This is a genomic window from Candidatus Ponderosibacter sp. Uisw_141_02 (genome assembly GCF_048087665.1).
In the GTDB taxonomy this organism is placed as follows: domain Bacteria; phylum Pseudomonadota; class Alphaproteobacteria; order Puniceispirillales; family Puniceispirillaceae; genus UBA3439.
The window spans coordinates 2,220,884-2,236,714 of sequence record NZ_CP159807.1 but is presented as its reverse complement, the minus strand read 5'-3'; the positions used below and the strand labels follow the sequence as shown (position 1 = coordinate 2,236,714).

General features: G+C 51.5%; 11 protein-coding genes. 8 read left to right on the top strand and 3 right to left on the bottom strand.

Translation table 11 applies throughout. The annotated features are described in order from the left end of the window. The first annotated feature begins 20 nt into the window (after nt 1–20). The 7 genes from sdhA to lpdA all read left to right on the top strand — a co-directional run bounded on the left by sdhA (nt 21) and on the right by lpdA (nt 10,945). Nucleotides 21–1,811: a succinate dehydrogenase flavoprotein subunit gene (gene sdhA, locus ABXT40_RS11015; RefSeq protein ID WP_443645645.1), complete on the top strand. Its 1,791-nt coding sequence runs from the start codon at nt 21–23 to the stop codon at nt 1,809–1,811. A gap of 20 nt (nt 1,812–1,831) precedes the next feature. After that, nucleotides 1,832–2,608, top strand: coding sequence for a succinate dehydrogenase iron-sulfur subunit (locus tag ABXT40_RS11010; RefSeq protein WP_443645644.1), 777 nt, complete (start codon nt 1,832–1,834; stop codon nt 2,606–2,608). A 45-nt stretch (nt 2,609–2,653) separates the two neighbouring features. Continuing rightward, a complete protein-coding gene (gene zapE / locus ABXT40_RS11005) occupies nt 2,654–3,832 on the top strand; it encodes a cell division protein ZapE (protein WP_443645643.1) in 1,179 nt (392 codons plus the stop codon). A gap of 172 nt (nt 3,833–4,004) precedes the next feature. Then, nucleotides 4,005–4,952 (top strand): malate dehydrogenase, encoded by a 948-nt coding sequence (gene mdh, locus ABXT40_RS11000; protein WP_443645642.1) that lies wholly within the window; start codon nt 4,005–4,007, stop codon nt 4,950–4,952. Between the two features lie 237 nt (nt 4,953–5,189). Then, on the top strand, nt 5,190–8,126 hold the full coding sequence (locus tag ABXT40_RS10995; RefSeq protein ID WP_443645641.1) for a 2-oxoglutarate dehydrogenase E1 component: 2,937 nt from the start codon (nt 5,190–5,192) through the stop codon (nt 8,124–8,126). A gap of 62 nt (nt 8,127–8,188) precedes the next feature. After that, nucleotides 8,189–9,481 (top strand): 2-oxoglutarate dehydrogenase complex dihydrolipoyllysine-residue succinyltransferase, encoded by a 1,293-nt coding sequence (gene odhB, locus ABXT40_RS10990; protein WP_443645640.1) that lies wholly within the window; start codon nt 8,189–8,191, stop codon nt 9,479–9,481. A gap of 54 nt (nt 9,482–9,535) precedes the next feature. Then, a complete protein-coding gene (gene lpdA, locus ABXT40_RS10985; protein WP_443645639.1) occupies nt 9,536–10,945 on the top strand; it encodes a dihydrolipoyl dehydrogenase in 1,410 nt (469 codons plus the stop codon). 46 nt (nt 10,946–10,991) lie between these two features. On the opposite strand, the gene ABXT40_RS10980 is transcribed toward lpdA, so the two are convergent. From ABXT40_RS10980 to fsa, 3 genes are read right to left on the bottom strand one after another with little or no spacing between them, the layout of a single operon-like run. Beyond that, nucleotides 10,992–11,888 carry a tyrosine recombinase XerC gene (locus ABXT40_RS10980; protein WP_443645638.1) on the bottom strand — a complete coding sequence of 299 codons (897 nt, stop codon included), beginning with the start codon at nt 11,886–11,888 and terminating at the stop codon, nt 10,992–10,994. Continuing rightward, nucleotides 11,885–12,619: a DUF484 family protein gene (locus ABXT40_RS10975; RefSeq protein WP_443645637.1), complete on the bottom strand. Its 735-nt coding sequence runs from the start codon at nt 12,617–12,619 to the stop codon at nt 11,885–11,887. The genes ABXT40_RS10980 and ABXT40_RS10975 overlap by 4 nt, the downstream gene beginning before the upstream one ends. A gap of 53 nt (nt 12,620–12,672) precedes the next feature. Next, nucleotides 12,673–13,326: a fructose-6-phosphate aldolase gene (gene fsa, locus ABXT40_RS10970; protein ID WP_443645636.1), complete on the bottom strand. Its 654-nt coding sequence runs from the start codon at nt 13,324–13,326 to the stop codon at nt 12,673–12,675. Nucleotides 13,327–13,489: 163 nt separating this feature from the next. Between fsa and ABXT40_RS10965 the strand changes: the two genes are divergently transcribed. Beyond that, nucleotides 13,490–15,724 (top strand): primosomal protein N', encoded by a 2,235-nt coding sequence (locus ABXT40_RS10965; protein WP_443645635.1) that lies wholly within the window; start codon nt 13,490–13,492, stop codon nt 15,722–15,724. The last annotated feature ends 107 nt before the right edge of the window (nt 15,725–15,831 follow it).

Genomic DNA, 15,831 nt, shown 5'->3' with positions numbered 1-15,831 from the left:
CAAAGAAAAGGGTGTAGGTTATGAGTGCGTATGAAATCACTGACCATCAATATGACGTTGTCGTTGTTGGCGCTGGCGGCGCAGGTTTGCGCGCTACGCTAGGCATGGCTGCTGGCGGGTTGAAGACGGCCTGTATTACCAAGGTTTTCCCAACGCGCTCTCACACTGTTGCCGCGCAAGGCGGCATTGGCGCGGCGCTCAACAACATGGGCGAAGGCGATAATTGGCAATTTCATATGTATGATACGGTCAAAGGGTCAGACTGGCTTGGTGATCAAGATGCAATCGAATATATGTGCCGTAATGCCATTCCATCAGTGATTGAGCTGGAAAATTATGGCGTTCCGTTTTCGCGTACCGAAGACGGCAAAATCTATCAGCGCCCCTTTGGTGGCCATACGCTTGATCATGGTAAATCAATGGCACGGCGTGCATGTGCGGCGGCTGACCGGACCGGCCATGCCATCCTTCACACATTGTATCAGCAATGTCTGAAATATAAGGCGCATTTCCATATTGAATATTTCGTTCTTGATCTTTTGATGACGGATGATGGCGAATGCGCTGGGGTAATTGCGCTTTGCATGGAAGATGGCAGTCTTCACCGTTTCTGGGGACAGCAAACAGTGCTGGCAACCGGCGGCTATGGACGGGTCTATTTCTCTTGCACATCGGCGCATACCTGCACGGGTGATGGCAATGCGATGGCGCTTCGCGCTGGCTTGCCGCTGCAAGATATGGAATTTGTCCAGTTTCACCCAACCGGCGTTTATGGCGCTGGCGTGCTAATCACCGAAGGCGCACGCGGCGAAGGTGGCTATCTAACCAATTCCGAAGGCGAGCGTTTCATGGAACGGTTTGCGCCAACGGCCAAAGATTTGGCAAGCCGCGATGTGGTAAGCCGCGCCATGACCATTGAAATTAACGAAGGTCGCGGTGTTGGCCCGAACAAAGATCATATCATGCTTCATCTCGAACATATCGATCCAGATACGCTTCATACGCGGCTGCCGGGCATTACCGAAACCGCCAAGATTTTCTGCGGCGTTGACGTCACGCGTGAGCCGATTCCGGTTTTGCCAACTGTGCATTATAATATGGGCGGTATTCCGACCAATTATCATGGCGAGGTTTTGGCGCCAACCAAAGATGATCAGAACGCGGTTGTGCCGGGTCTGATGGCGATTGGCGAGGCGGCGTGTGTTTCGGTTCATGGTGCCAATCGTCTTGGCACAAATTCGCTTCTTGATATCGTTGTGTTTGGCCGTGCTGCGGCGCACCGGGCAAATGAAACCGTTAAACCGGGTGCCACATCAAAACGCGCACCACAATCGGCTACCGATAAGGCGCTTGCTCGATTTGACCGTATGCGGCATGCCGATGGTGACTTAAGTGCTGCATCAATCCGGTTGGAAATGCAGCATGCGATGCAACGTCATGCGGCGGTTTTCCGGTCCAGCGAATCACTCGAATCAGGTGTTGCGACGATGGATCAGATTGCTGCCAAGATGGGAAAAATCGGTGTCGCCGATAAATCGCTAATCTGGAATACTGATCTGATCGAGGCGCTTGAGCTAGAAAATCTGATGGGTCAGGCCTTGGTGAGCATCCGTTCAGCCGAGCAAAGACAGGAATCACGCGGCGCGCATGCACACGAAGATTGGCCCGAGCGCGATGATGAAAAATGGATGAAACATACAGTCATGTGGCTTGACGAACAAAACAAGTCAAAGCTGGATTACCGCAATGTTGTGATGACCACTTTGAGCAATGACGTTGCCCCAATCCCGCCAGCCCCACGCGTGTACTAGGTAAGGACGAGGAAAGAATCATGGCCGAGTTTCGATTGCCTAAAAATTCACAGATCACCGATGGTATCACCCATAAGGCATCGGCTGATGCCGCCAAGGTGAAAACCTTTAAAATCTATCGTTGGTCACCTGATGATGATTCGCAGCCGCGCATCGATTCCTTTGAAATTGATCTAGATGATTGCGGGCCAATGGTGCTTGATGCGTTGATCAAAATCAAAAATGAAAAAGACAGCAGCCTTACGTTTCGCCGGTCGTGCCGCGAGGGAATTTGTGGCTCTTGCTCGATGAATATTGATGGCACCAACACGCTTGCCTGTTTGAAAAGCATCAGCGATGTCAAAGGCGATGTGAAAATCTATCCATTGCCGCATATGCCAGTCGTCAAGGATTTGGTTCCCGATCTCAGTAATGCCTATCGGCAATTGACCTCGATTGAACCCTGGCTGAAAAACGATAGCAAAGTGGCTGATGGCGGCGAGCGTCGGCAATCACCTGCCGAGCGGGAAAAGCTGGATGGTTTGTGGGAATGTGTTTTGTGCTTTAGCTGTTCGACCGCTTGCCCAAGCTATTGGTGGAATAGTGATGAATATCTTGGTCCGGCGGTTTTGTTGCAGGCCTATCGCTGGATTTCGGATAGCCGTGATGAACAGAAACGCGAACGGCTTGACGCGCTTGATGACAGCTTTTCGTTGTATCGCTGCCATACGATCATGAATTGCGCGAAAACCTGTCCAAAGGGATTGAACCCAGGCAAGGCGATTGCTGGCATTAAAAGCGAGATGGCGCAACGGTAATTTCCGGCGTAGGGTTTGGTCAAAGTCACAAGCTGGTAAATCGTCATGACGAACGGCCAAAACGACCACCACCTTTACCCAAGCCAGAAACTGGCCGCAAAGATTGCTGCCAAAACCCTGCATGCCGATCCGGCACAGGCAGCCATTGCCCTACGTCTTGACCAGCTGATTGACCGATTGCAGACAGCCGCATTGCGGCGCCGTAAATGGCCAATGGTGATCCGCCAGATGTTGGACAAGATTTTGGGCAGCCTATTCGGCCGGATTTTGCTGCCTGCGCAAGCGCCAGTCAAAGGGCTTTATATCTATGGCGGGGTTGGCCGCGGCAAAACTATGCTGATGGATATGTTTTATGACTCGGTTGCTGAACAAGGGCTGGGTCGGCCAAATCTGCCTGCCATTTGGCGGCTTCATTTCCATGATTTTATGGTTCTGGCACAAGATGTGATTCACGAGGCGCGTAGCAAGGGTGCTGATGATCCGATTGAAATGGCCGCTGCTGATTTGGTGCGGCGCGGTGCGGTGATTTGTTTCGATGAAATGGAAGTGCGCGATATTGCCGATGCGATGATTTTGGCGCGGCTATTTTCGGGCATGATGAAACGCGGTGTCATTGTTGTTGCCACTTCAAACCGGCATGCCGATGATCTGTATAAAGACGGGCTTCACCGCGACCGGTTTTTGCCCTTCATTGATCTTTTGAAACAGCGCTGCGAGATGTGCCAACTTGATGATGGCACTGACTGGCGCGGTGCGGTTCTGGCTGATTTACCAGCATGGCATGTGCCGTCACAAACGGCGCGTCCGCAGTTGGAATCGGCTTTTGACAAGCTCGCTGGCGGCGCGGCAATCACCGCTGAAATGATTCGCGTTGCTGGGCGCGACATTACCATCGAGCGCGCGGCGGGTGATGTTGGTTTTGCCAGTTTTGCCAGCCTGTGTGATGTGCCGCTTGGCGCGCGTGACTATCTTGCCATTGCCGGGCGGTTTGCCGGTCTTGTGGTGAGCGATGTTCCGAAATTTACCAATGCCAATGAAAATGTCGCCCGCCGTTTTATGTGGCTGATTGATGCGCTCTATGATCGTGGCCGATTTTTAATTGCGTCGGGGGATGCCGAAATTGACGATCTTTATCAAGGCCATCAATGGCAATTTGAATTTGCCCGCACCGCATCACGGCTTGGTGAAATGGCAAAGCGTGGCAGGATGCAAGATAGCGGATAAAGACCGGTCATGAAGACCCGCGATTTATCTGCTCAAACGCCTGTTTTTGCGGGTTTGTTCTTGTATGTTATTTGATAGTTAGGTACACCAAAAATACGCGCTTCGCGGGGCGGTATAGCCTCAAAACATGGCGGGGTACGATTTCACCCTGCAATTTATGGAATTCATTGATATGGCACGAAATAAAATCTCTCTTATTGGCGCCGGTAATATCGGCGGTACTTTGGCACTTATGGCCGGGCTAAAAGAGCTTGGCGATGTGGTGCTTTTTGATATTGCCGAAGGTATCCCGCAAGGCAAGGCACTTGATATTGTACAGGCAAGTCCGATTGAGGGCTTTAACGCAAATGTGTCTGGCGCCAATGATTATGCCGCGCTGGCTGGAAGCGATGTGGTGATTGTAACCGCCGGTGTGGCACGCAAGCCAGGCATGAGCCGCGACGATTTGATTGGTATCAACACCAAGGTGATGCATCAGGTTGGCGCTGGCATCAAGGATCATTGTCCGGATGCTTTTGTGATTTGTATCACCAACCCGCTTGATGTGATGGTTGGTGTTTTGCAAAAGGCATCTGGCCTGCCGACCAACAAGGTTGTTGGCATGGCTGGTGTTCTTGATTCGGCACGTTTCCGCCTGTTCTTGGCCGAAGAATTTGATGTGTCAGTCGAAGATGTGACCGCTTTTGTTCTTGGTGGACATGGCGATACGATGGTGCCGCTTGTGCGTTATTCGGCGGTTGCTGGTATTCCGGTTCCTGATCTGATCAAGATGGGCTGGTCAACCGATGCAAAAATTGCCGAAATCGTTCAGCGTACCCGTGATGGTGGCGCTGAAATTGTCGGGCTATTAAAAACCGGGTCGGCCTTTTATGCCCCAGCATCATCGGCAATTGATATGGCGGATGCTTATTTAAAAGATAAAAAGCGGCTTTTGCCATGTGCGGCTTATGTTGATGGCGCTTATGGCCTGAACGGGCTTTATGTTGGTGTGCCGGTTATTCTTGGTGCCAATGGTGTCGAGCGGATTGTCGAAATTGCCCTTGATGCTGATGAGCAGACAATGTTTGATAATTCAGTTGCGGCAGTCAAAGCCCTGAATGAGGTTGTTGATAATCTCTAGGCATCGGGTCCTTGCCCGAGACGCTTTTCATAAACCAGAAGGCCGGCGAAATCCGGCCTTCTGTTTGAGGATTGACAACTGGTCTTGAGGGGCTGGCGGCGGCGGATTTTTGACCTGAAAACGCAGAATTGATTGCCATAAGGCAGGAAATCTTTATACGACTTGAATTACCGGAATTAACGAATAGACTAACCCTTGTGTTTGAGCCTTTATACGCTAGGAAATGTGAATTATTTCATGGATGATATTGCTTCTAATGTTGGTGATGTGGCAGCCGCCGCCGAGATTGATTTCAGCCTGCTTTCTGGCGCAAATGCCACATTCATAGCTGAAATGAATAAAGCGTGGCGTGATAACCCGTCATCGGTTGATCGGCATTGGGCTGCCTATTTCGAACAGCTTGGCAAGGCAGCTGATTTTGGCGCTGATACCGAATCTGGGCCAAGCTGGGGTCGGCCGCAAAGCCGCGTTGTTGGCGCGGTTGATGCTGACGCATCGATCAAGGCAGTGGCACAGGCGCATAAATCGGGAAGCAATATCAATGCTGGCGATATGCGCGCCGCAACATTGGACTCGCTTCGTGCCGTGATGCTGATCCGGGCCTATCGTATTCGCGGTCATCTTCTGGCAAATCTCGATCCGTTAGCGCTTGAAGAAAAGCCACTTCACCCTGAGCTTGATCCGGCAAGCTATGGCTTTGGTGAGGATGATTGGGATCGACCAATCTTCATTGATTATGTATTGGGGCTAGAAACCGCGACATTAACCGAAATCCTTGATCGACTTCGTCAGACCTATTGCGGCACGATTGGTGTTGAATTCATGCATGTTCAGGATCCGGCGCAAAAAGCCTGGATCCAAGAACGCATCGAGGCGATTGGTAATCAAACTGAATTTACGGTTAAAGGCAAGCAAGCTATTTTTCAACGGCTTGTTGATGCTGATGAGTTTGAGCGTTATCTCCATAAAAAATATACTGGCACAAAACGCTTTGGAATGGATGGTGGTGAGGCTGTAATTCCTGCACTTGAGCAAATCCTAAAACGAGGCAGCCAGCTTGGGCTGAATGAGGCCGTTATAGGTATGGCGCATCGTGGCAGATTAAATGTTCTTCACAATCTTTTGCAAAAACCGTTCCGCGCCATCGTCTCTGAATTTCTAGGAAACCCTGCTAACCCAGAGCAAGCTGGGGGTTCTGGAGATGTTAAGTATCACATGGGCTTCTCTGCTGACCGTGACTTTGACAAGTCTCCAGTTCATCTCTCTATGGCCCCAAATCCATCACACCTTGAAATCATAGACCCGATTGTGGTGGGTAGGGTTCGAGCTAAACAACAACAAAGACCTGGCTCTGACCGGAGGGAGGTCGTGGGTATTTTATTGCATGGAGATGCTGCTTTTGCCGGCCAAGGTGTGGTTGCTGAGACATTCGCATTTTCTGATTTGCGTGGCTACAAAACTGGTGGAACAATCCACATAATAGTCAACAATCAAATTGGCTTTACTACCAGCCCACACTATTCACGGTCATCGCCTTACCCAACCGATGTTTCTAAAATGGTAATGGCGCCAATCTTTCACGTAAATGGAGATGATCCAGAAGCGGTTGTACATGTTGCCAGAATTGCAACAGAATTTCGTCACGCTTTTGGTAGTGATGTAGTCATTGATATGTTTTGTTACAGGAGGTTTGGTCATAATGAGGGTGATGAACCTATGTTCACCCAGCCTCTAATGTATAAAAAAATAAGGGATCACAAATCAGTCAAACAAATCTACGCTGAACAACTTGTTCATGAGGGTGTTTTTACCTCTGAAGGCGCTCAAAAAGTTATAGATGATCGCATTGCCTATCTTGACGAAGAGTTTGATGCTGGAACCAGTTATATTTCAAACAAAGCTGACTGGCTTGAGGGAAAATGGGCTGGTATGGTTTCAGCGCATGGCGAAGATAGGCGTGGAGATACTGCGGTTAGCCTAGAGTTGCTTAGCCGTATAGGCAAAACCATGACAACTCCGCCTGAAAGTTTACAACTCAATTCAAAGCTATTACGAATATTAAAAGGCCGGGCCGAAAGCATTAGTTCTGGTCAAAACATTGATTGGGCAACGGCTGAGCACTTGGCTTTTGGCTCATTGTTGCTTGAAGGAAACCCTGTGCGTCTCTCTGGTCAAGATTCGGGACGCGGCACCTTTAGCCAGCGTCACTCCGTTTTTGTGGACCAGGTTACTGAAGAGCGTTACATCCCACTTGCTAACCTTGGCCCAGAACAGGCAATGTTTGAAGTTATTGACTCTCCTCTCTCTGAGGCGTCTGTCATGGGATTTGAATATGGCTTTTCCCAAGCCGAACCAAATGCCCTTGTGATGTGGGAAGCGCAATTTGGTGATTTTGCAAATGGCGCGCAGGTTGTAATCGATCAGTTTATTTCATCAGGCGAAGCCAAATGGCTTCGGATGAGTGGTTTGGTCTTGCTGCTGCCCCATGGTTACGAGGGGCAGGGCCCAGAACATTCATCGGCGCGTCTTGAGCGTTATCTGCAATTATGTGCAGAGGATAATATGCAGGTAGTCAACTGCACTACCCCAGCGAACCATTTTCATGTCTTGCGCCGTCAGCTTCGGAGAGACTTTAGAAAACCTCTTGTTGCGATGACACCAAAATCCTTACTGCGTCATCGCTCTGCTGTTTCAAGTTTACGAGAGCTAGGCCCAGGCACAACATTTCACCGGTTGCTTGACGAGCGTGACTGTAACGTAAAACATGGTGCAGCTAAACGCATTGTCATGTGTTCAGGCAAGATCTACTATGATTTGGCAGACGCTCGTGACGCTGCAGAAGCGTGGGATATTGAAATTTTGCGTGTTGAGCAATTATATCCATTTCCATCAAAAACTACTTTTGAGTTGTTATCTAAGACGCCTAATGCTGAAGTTATATGGTGCCAGGAAGAGCCCAAAAATATGGGTGGGTGGACATTTGTACGTGACTTTATTGAAGATGCGATGCAAGCGGCTAACTTGAAGCAAAGTCGGTTGAAATATGCTGGCCGCCCTGCCGCTGCGTCGCCAGCTACCGGCTCTTTTGCTCGTCATGTGAAAGAACAGAAGCAACTTGTTGCAGAGGCTCTTGGCCCAATGGTGGCTGCATCCCAAAAAGCTGGTCCGACATAAAAATAGACAAAGCCTGTTTTTTTACAAGCTTTTAGACAAGGTACCGTAGGAGGGTGCTTATAATGTCAATTGAAATTCATGTTCCAACACTTGGCGAATCAGTCAGCGATGCAACGATTGCCCGCTGGATAAAAAAGGCTGGCGACGCGGTCGCTGCAGATGAACCGATTGTTGAGCTGGAAACGGATAAGGTGACATTGGAAGTGCCGTCACCGGTTGCCGGCAAGCTTGGCGAAATCATCGCTGCTGAAGGTGAAACCGTTGAAGTTGGCGCGCTTTTGGCGCGAGTTGAAGAAGGCGCGGCAGGTGCTAAACCGGCTCCGAAACAACAGGCACCAAAACAAGAGGTACCAAAACAAGAGGTACCAAAATCAGCGCCAGCAAAAGCGGCTGATGACACTCCTGCCCCGGTTGTGGCGGCGGCATCTGCGTCAGCGGCAATTGACAATTCTGACCTGTCCCCCGCAGTGCGGCGGCTGGTTGATGAACATAAACTCAATCCGGCAAATATCGTGGCAACGGGTGTTGGCGGGCGATTGACCAAGGCTGATGTTTTGGCGGCGATAAACAAGCCTCAGGCTGCACTGGCACAAAGCGTCATGGCAACGGCAAATGCGCCAACACCAGCACGGGCAACACCGCGGGCGGTTGATGCGGCGCGTGAAGAGCGTGTTCGCATGTCGAAATTGCGGCAGGTCATTGCCGCACGGCTGAAAGCGGCGCAAAATAGCGCGGCGATGCTGACCACCTTTAACGAGGTGAACATGTCATCGCTGATGAAATTGCGGGCTGATTATAAAGATGCATTCGAAGCTGCGCATGAAGTCCGGCTTGGTTTTATGGGTGTGTTTGTGCAGGCGGCCATTCAGGCGCTTCGTGAATTTCCGGCGGTAAATGCCGAAATTGATGGCACTGATATTATCTATAAAAATTACTATAATATCGGAGTTGCTGTCGGCACGCCGCAAGGGCTTGTTGTACCGGTCATCAAAGATGCTGGTGAAATGAGTTTGGCCGATACCGAACGCGCAATTTCGGATTTTGGTCTTCGTGCGCGCGATGGCAAAATTGCGCCTGATGATATGGCTGGTGGCACCTTCACCATTTCGAATGGCGGTGTTTACGGGTCAATGATGTCAACGCCGATTTTGAACCCGCCGCAAAGCGGCATCCTTGGCATGCATAAAATCGAAAAGCGCGCTGTTGTGATTGATGACCAGATTGTGATTTGCCCGATGATGTATTTGGCCCTATCATATGACCATCGTATTATTGATGGTCGTGAGGCCGTATCATTTCTGGCACGGATTAAGGAAATGGCCGAAGACCCGCGCCGTTTGTTAATGGGCGTCTAACGGCACGCATTGCAAAATCGCTTTATAGAAATTGCCGGCAAAAAGGAAAGACAAATGCAGAATAACAGCTTTGATCTCATCATTGTTGGTGCTGGCCCGGGCGGTTATGTTGGGGCGATTCGCGCTTCCCAGCTTGGGATGAATGTTGCCTGCATCGAAAAACGGGCAACGCTTGGCGGCACTTGTTTGAATGTTGGCTGTATTCCGTCAAAGGCGCTTTTGAATGCGTCCGAGCATTTTGCAAATGCCTCGTCAGGCACGCTTGGCAAATTGGGCATATCGCTTGGATCGGTTGCGCTTGATCTCAAACAGATGATGCAATCGAAAAGTGATATTGTTGACACGCTGACCGGCGGCATTGATTTTCTGTTCAAGAAAAACAAAATCACTCGCCTTGAAGGAAGCGTAACTATCACGGGTGCGGGAAGCGTGACCATTGTCGATGGTAAGGATAAAGGCGATTATAAAGCTGGCAAAATCATGATTGCCACCGGCAGTCACCCTTCCAGCCTTCCGGGCATTACCATTGATGAAAAACATATTGTTAGCTCAACCGGCGCTTTGAGTCTTGAAACCTTGCCAAAGAAAATGGTGGTGATTGGCGCAGGCTATATCGGGCTTGAGCTTGGTACGGTTTGGGCGCGCCTTGGTGCCGAGGTTGAAGTCATCGAGTTTTTGCCGCGAATCTTACCTGGCATGGATGCTGAAATCGCCAAGAAATTTATGACCATTGCCAAAAAGCAGGGCTTGAAATTCCGTCTAAGCACTGCGGTAAAATCGGCCAAAGCCGGAAAAAATGGCGTTAGTCTGACAGTCACCCCGGCCAATGGCGGTGATGAAGAAACTATAAAGGCTGATATTGCGCTTGTTTCGGTTGGGCGGCATCCGGCAACAGACGGGCTTGGGCTTGAAAAGATTGGCGTTACCATGACACCACGTGGCCGCATTGCGGTTGATGCCCGCTTTGAGACCAGTATTGAAGACATCTATGCCATTGGTGATGTGATTGACGGGCCGATGCTGGCGCATAAGGCCGAAGAAGATGCGGTTGCCGCTGTTGAAATGTTGGCTGGCAAGCCGGGTCATGTTGATTATGATCTGGTACCGGGCATTGTTTATACCGCGCCAGAAATTGCCACTTTGGGAAAATCTGAGGAAGCATTGACCGAAGCTGGTATTGATTTTGCCAAGGGTGTGTTTCCGTTTTCAGCAAACAGTCGTGCGCGGGCGCAAGGCCATAGCGATGGGTTTGTGAAAATTCTGGCCTGTGCAAAAACCGATAAGGTTCTTGGCGTTCATATTATCGGCCATGAGGCCGGAACGGTGATTCATGAATGTGCCACTGCCATGGCCTTTGGTGCCTCAGCCGAAGATATTGCCCGCACCTGCCACGGTCATCCAACTTTAAACGAGGCCGTCAAAGAAGCCGCATTGGCGGTTGATGGCCGCGCCATTCATATCTAGCTCGCCGTCTCTGACTGCCGAGGGTGCAATTTGCGGGCTTGTGCGGTTAGCGTTGTGCGCGTGGATGTGTGTCGCGGTGAATCTGGATTAGATGGGTTTCGTCAACATGCGTATAGCGCTGGGTTGTTGACAGGCTGGCATGGCCAAGCAGTTCTTGGATGGCGCGAAGATCGCCACCATTGCCAAGAAGGTGCGTTGCAAAGGCATGGCGCAAACTATGCGGCGTAACATGCGATGGCAGATCAAGCTCGACACGCAATCCTTCAATCAAGCGTTGAACCGTGCGGGCGCCAAGTGGCTTACCACGGCTGCTGACAAATAATGGCGCCTGCGCCCCACCATCAAATGGGCAACCCCCAAGATAATCATCAACCGCTTCGCTGGCTGCCTTTAGCATCGGCACATCGCGCATTTTATCGCCCTTGCCGGTAATGGTTAGCCAGTCACCAAGTGGCGCATCTTTACGGCAAAGGCCAAGCGCCTCGGAAATGCGTAATCCGGCACCATAAAGCAGCATCAAAACGGCAAAATCGCGTTTTTTGACCCAATCGGTACCGCGCCGGTGGAAAATGGCCTGAAGCAGGGCATGGGCATCATCGACCGACATTGATTTTGGCACGGCGCGCGGTGGTTGCGGGGCGCGTAACCAGCCAAGGTCGGGAACATCAACAAGCTTGTTGCGGCCACAAAACCGGTAAAAGCTGCGCAGTGAGGATACCCGTCTTGCAATCGTTGTCCGCGCAAGCTGGCGTGATGCCATGTGCGCTAGCCAGCCCCGAAATATTTGGCGCGATAGCGGCGCATTGGCTGCGTTTGCACCAGCATTAAGATAGTTGGAAAAATCATCAAGATCGCGTTCATAAGCATCTAGCGTGTTGGCCCCATAACGTTTTTCACTGGCAAGCCAGCGAAGCCATGCTGCCCGATGTGCCGCCGCAATCATCGTGAATTCACCTGCAATTCCAGCCTTGCCGCCAAGGTGACACCAACCATTTCGGCAAGAAGAACAAGAAGGTCACTGCCAAGATCGGGATGAAAACTATTGGCGGTTTTACCGCCAAGCAATAACAGGCATTGCGAGACAGGATCGGGAAGCCGATCGGGAAGCCGGATAATGGCAAGGCTTTGTGCCGGTTTAATCAGCAGCGTCTGGGCGGCCTCATTTGGCAGCCCCAAAAACAGCCCGCGGCCTTCGGTCGCTTGGTCAATCTGGTCTGCCGGATGCACCATCAGCCCCAGATCAAGCGCATCCGGAATTGCCGCTTCGGATTCGCTAATCAATTGGCATTGGTTCAGGTCAAAAATCACCGGAAATTCGGTTGCAATCACCTGACACACGCCGGCAAGATCGGTGCTGGCAAGAAGCCCCAATGTGGCGTGATGAAGCCGTGTCCAGCTAAGCATATTTTCGGCAGCCACATGCAAAAGCGATTGATGTGTCTGGCTTAATTTGCGGGCATCTTGCCGCGCCTTGGCGGCAAGTGCCGGAACCAGATTCACCACCTTATCGTCAATTTTTTCATTGGCCTCGATCGAGGTGCCCGCCGCAGTGATACAGGCCGCAAGCAGCTCTGGCTGGGTTGCCAGCAATTTCGACATTTCGGCAGGATTGTTGGTCAAAAAGCTGGCAACATCTTTGGCGGTGATTGTTTTTTTGGATTTATCGTCTGCCATAATGCTGCCTTTGCTTGGCGTTTTCGATGCGGCGAAACCCGCTAGAATCGCGCTTATAAAATAGATTGGCCAGTTGCCTTCCAGTCTTTTAAAAACGCGTCCAAGCCACTATCGGTTAGCGGGTGATGATAAAGCGCGGTCAAAATCTTTGGCGGCAAAGTCACCACATCGGCGCCCATCAGGGCGGCGTCAACGACATGCTGGGTGCTTCGAACCGAAGCGACCAGAACCTCGGTATCATAATCATAATTTGCATAGATGCTGCAAATCTCTTCGATCAGCCCCATTCCGTCGCGGCCGATATCGTCAAGCCGTCCAACAAAGGGGGAAATGAATTTTGCGCCTGCCTTGGCCGCCAGCAAGGCCTGCCCAGCGGTAAAGCACAAAGTAACATTGACATCGGTGCCAGCATCGCTAAGCGCGCGGCAGGTCATCAGCCCGTCACGGGTCAATGGCACTTTTACCGTAACATTGGGGGCGATGGCGGCCAGCTTTTGGCCTTCGGTAAGCATTGTTTTGAAATCGGTTGCCGTGACTTCGGCGCTAACTGGCCCGTCAACAAGGCTGCAAATTTCAGCAATCGTTTCAAGAATGTTATATCCTGATTTGGCAATCAAAGATGGATTTGTCGTGATCCCATCAACGAATCCAGTATCGCAAAGCGCGGTGATCTCGCCAATATCGGCACTATCGAGGAAAATTTTCATGTTATTGACCCTGTTTTCACTGGATTGATGCTTGCGCTTTTTCTGCACGCCACGCAAGTTTACTTGAAGCAACAGCGCAAATCCACAATCTTAAAACAACCGCCATTCAGCTTGTTGTGATGGTGGATAATTTCACAGGATCCAATGTTTATAAAGATTTATCATGAGTGAATCTCTTGGCATGGTGCCGCAATCGGCGCTTGCCATTGCGGTGGCAGCGCCCGTTGGCGGGATTTATGATTATCTGGCAGGTCCGGCCGTTGGTGCGGTGCGTGGTTCTATTGTCATGGTTCCGTTTGGTGGGCGGCATTTACCGGGCATCGTGATGGGCGCGGCGATTGGTGATGTATCGGTGGCCAAGCTTCGGGCGGTTGAAAGTTTGGTGACTTTGCCGCCGCTGTCAGATGCACTTGTTCAATTTATCGAACGCGTTGCCGCTTGGACAATGGCGCCTTTGGGGGCGGTGGTGAAAATGGTGCTTAGCCAGCCAGCCGCCTTTGATCGTCCGCCCCAGCAAAAACGCTATTCGATTGGCGCGCCAGCAGGCGAAACACGGCTTACCACGGCGCGGCAACATGTTCTTGAATATCTGGCTAAAACCGAGGCATCTGCTGCGCCCAATCATCAGGCCGCGACGGGCGGCGTAACGGCGGCAATGATTACGGCTGCTTGCGGTGCCAGTCAGGCGGTCATTAATGGCATGGAAACGGCAGGCCTGTTGCAGGTCAAGCTTGTCTCGGCCGATCAACCGCCGCCTTTGCCGCGGCCTGACCTTAATCATGTCACGTTAACATCGGATCAACAGCAAGCCGCCGATCATTTACGCGGTGCGGTTGGCCATGGGTTTCAGGCCTGCCTTCTTGATGGGGTTACTGGATCGGGCAAGACCGAGGTTTATTTCGAGGCGGTTGAAGCGGCGATTGCCGCCGGCCAGCAGGTTTTGATTCTGCTTCCCGAAATTGCCCTATCGGCTGCATGGCGGGCGCGTTTTACCGCGCGTTTTGGTGTACCGCCAGTGGAATGGCATTCGGATATATCCGCCGCGCAAAAACGCAAATCATGGCGTTTTGTTTTGCAAACAAGAGCATCGGTTGTGGTTGGCGCGCGATCGGCGCTGTTTTTACCCTTTTCACGGCTTGGGCTGATTATTGTTGATGAAGAGCATGAACATGCTTTTAAACAGGAAGATCAGGTGATTTATCAAGCGCGTGATATGGCGGTTTTGCGGGGCCGATTGGATAATGTGCCGGTGGTGCTGGCAAGCGCGACCCCATCACTGGAAAGCTGGGTGAATGCTGGTAAAACCGGATCGTCGCCACGTTATGATTATCTGGCCTTGCCCAAACGCGTTCATGGCGCCCAGCTTCCTGATATTTCGGCAATTGATCTTCGCGCCACCCCACCTGAACGCGGACGATGGCTTGCCCCGCCGCTTGTTGAGGCAATCGAGTCACGGCTAAAAGCTGGTGAGCAAAGCCTGTTATTCTTGAACCGGCGCGGCTATGCGCCGCTTACCTTATGTGGGGCTTGCGGCACCAAGGTCACATGCCCCAATTGCGATTCATGGATGGTGGCGCATCGGCTGGCAGGCCGCCTGCGCTGTCACCATTGCGGTCATGAATCGCGACCAAGCAAGGATTGCAAGTCCTGCGGGGCAAAAGACCAGATGCAGGCTTGTGGCCCCGGGGTTGAACGGCTTGCCGAAGAAGTCTTGATAAGATTTCCCGAAGCGCGGTTTTCGCTGCTGTCGAGCGATACGGTTGGCACGCCAAAAGCGGCCGAGGCGTTCATCCAATCGGTAACTGATGGCGAGGTCGATATCATTATTGGCACGCAAATGGCCGCCAAGGGGCATCATTTCCCGCATTTGACGCTTGTTGGTGTTGTTGATGCTGATCTTGGGCTTGCTGGCGGTGATTTGCGCGCGGCCGAGCGTACCTTTCAAATGCTGAGTCAGGTTGCTGGGCGTGCCGGACGCGAATCGCGGCCGGGTACTGCAATGCTGCAAACTTTAGAGCCTGAGAATCCGGTTCTGGTAAGCCTGATTGCCGGTGATCGCGATGCGTTTCTGGCACAAGAGGCGGCCGCGCGGCAGGCCGCCAAAATGCCGCCCTTTGGCCAATTGGCGGCCATTATCATCGCGTCACCACATGAAGAGCGGCTTTTTGAGGCGATCCGCCAGTTCGCCGCAACGCGCCCGCATTTTGATTCGGTGCAAATCTATGGGCCGGCGATTGCCCCAATTGGGTTTTTAAAGGGGAAACACCGCGCCAGATTGCTGATTCGTGCCGATAAGAGTGTGAATATTCAGCATATTTTGCAAGGCTGGCTTGGCACAATCAAACTGCCGTCATCGGTACGGATGCAGATCGACATTGATCCCTATAGTTTTCTCTAGGCTTGGTGGTCTTGCTTGCCATAACGAAACATCGCAATTTCATCAAATTTTCATGGCCTGACTGCTTGCCTTTCGGCCATGGCTATGATAGCAACCACCGGTCACAA

Coding starts and splice junctions, on each gene's coding strand:
- ABXT40_RS10995 (WP_443645641.1), top strand. CDS start 5,190: ATGGATGATATTGCTTCTAATGTTGGTGATGTGGCAGCCGCCGCCGAG.
- mdh (WP_443645642.1), top strand. CDS start 4,005: ATGGCACGAAATAAAATCTCTCTTATTGGCGCCGGTAATATCGGCGGT.
- zapE (WP_443645643.1), top strand. CDS start 2,654: ATGACGAACGGCCAAAACGACCACCACCTTTACCCAAGCCAGAAACTG.
- odhB (WP_443645640.1), top strand. CDS start 8,189: ATGTCAATTGAAATTCATGTTCCAACACTTGGCGAATCAGTCAGCGAT.
- ABXT40_RS10980 (WP_443645638.1), bottom strand. CDS start 11,888: ATGATTGCGGCGGCACATCGGGCAGCATGGCTTCGCTGGCTTGCCAGT.
- sdhA (WP_443645645.1), top strand. CDS start 21: ATGAGTGCGTATGAAATCACTGACCATCAATATGACGTTGTCGTTGTT.
- lpdA (WP_443645639.1), top strand. CDS start 9,536: ATGCAGAATAACAGCTTTGATCTCATCATTGTTGGTGCTGGCCCGGGC.
- ABXT40_RS11010 (WP_443645644.1), top strand. CDS start 1,832: ATGGCCGAGTTTCGATTGCCTAAAAATTCACAGATCACCGATGGTATC.
- ABXT40_RS10975 (WP_443645637.1), bottom strand. CDS start 12,619: ATGGCAGACGATAAATCCAAAAAAACAATCACCGCCAAAGATGTTGCC.
- ABXT40_RS10965 (WP_443645635.1), top strand. CDS start 13,490: ATGAGTGAATCTCTTGGCATGGTGCCGCAATCGGCGCTTGCCATTGCG.
- fsa (WP_443645636.1), bottom strand. CDS start 13,326: ATGAAAATTTTCCTCGATAGTGCCGATATTGGCGAGATCACCGCGCTT.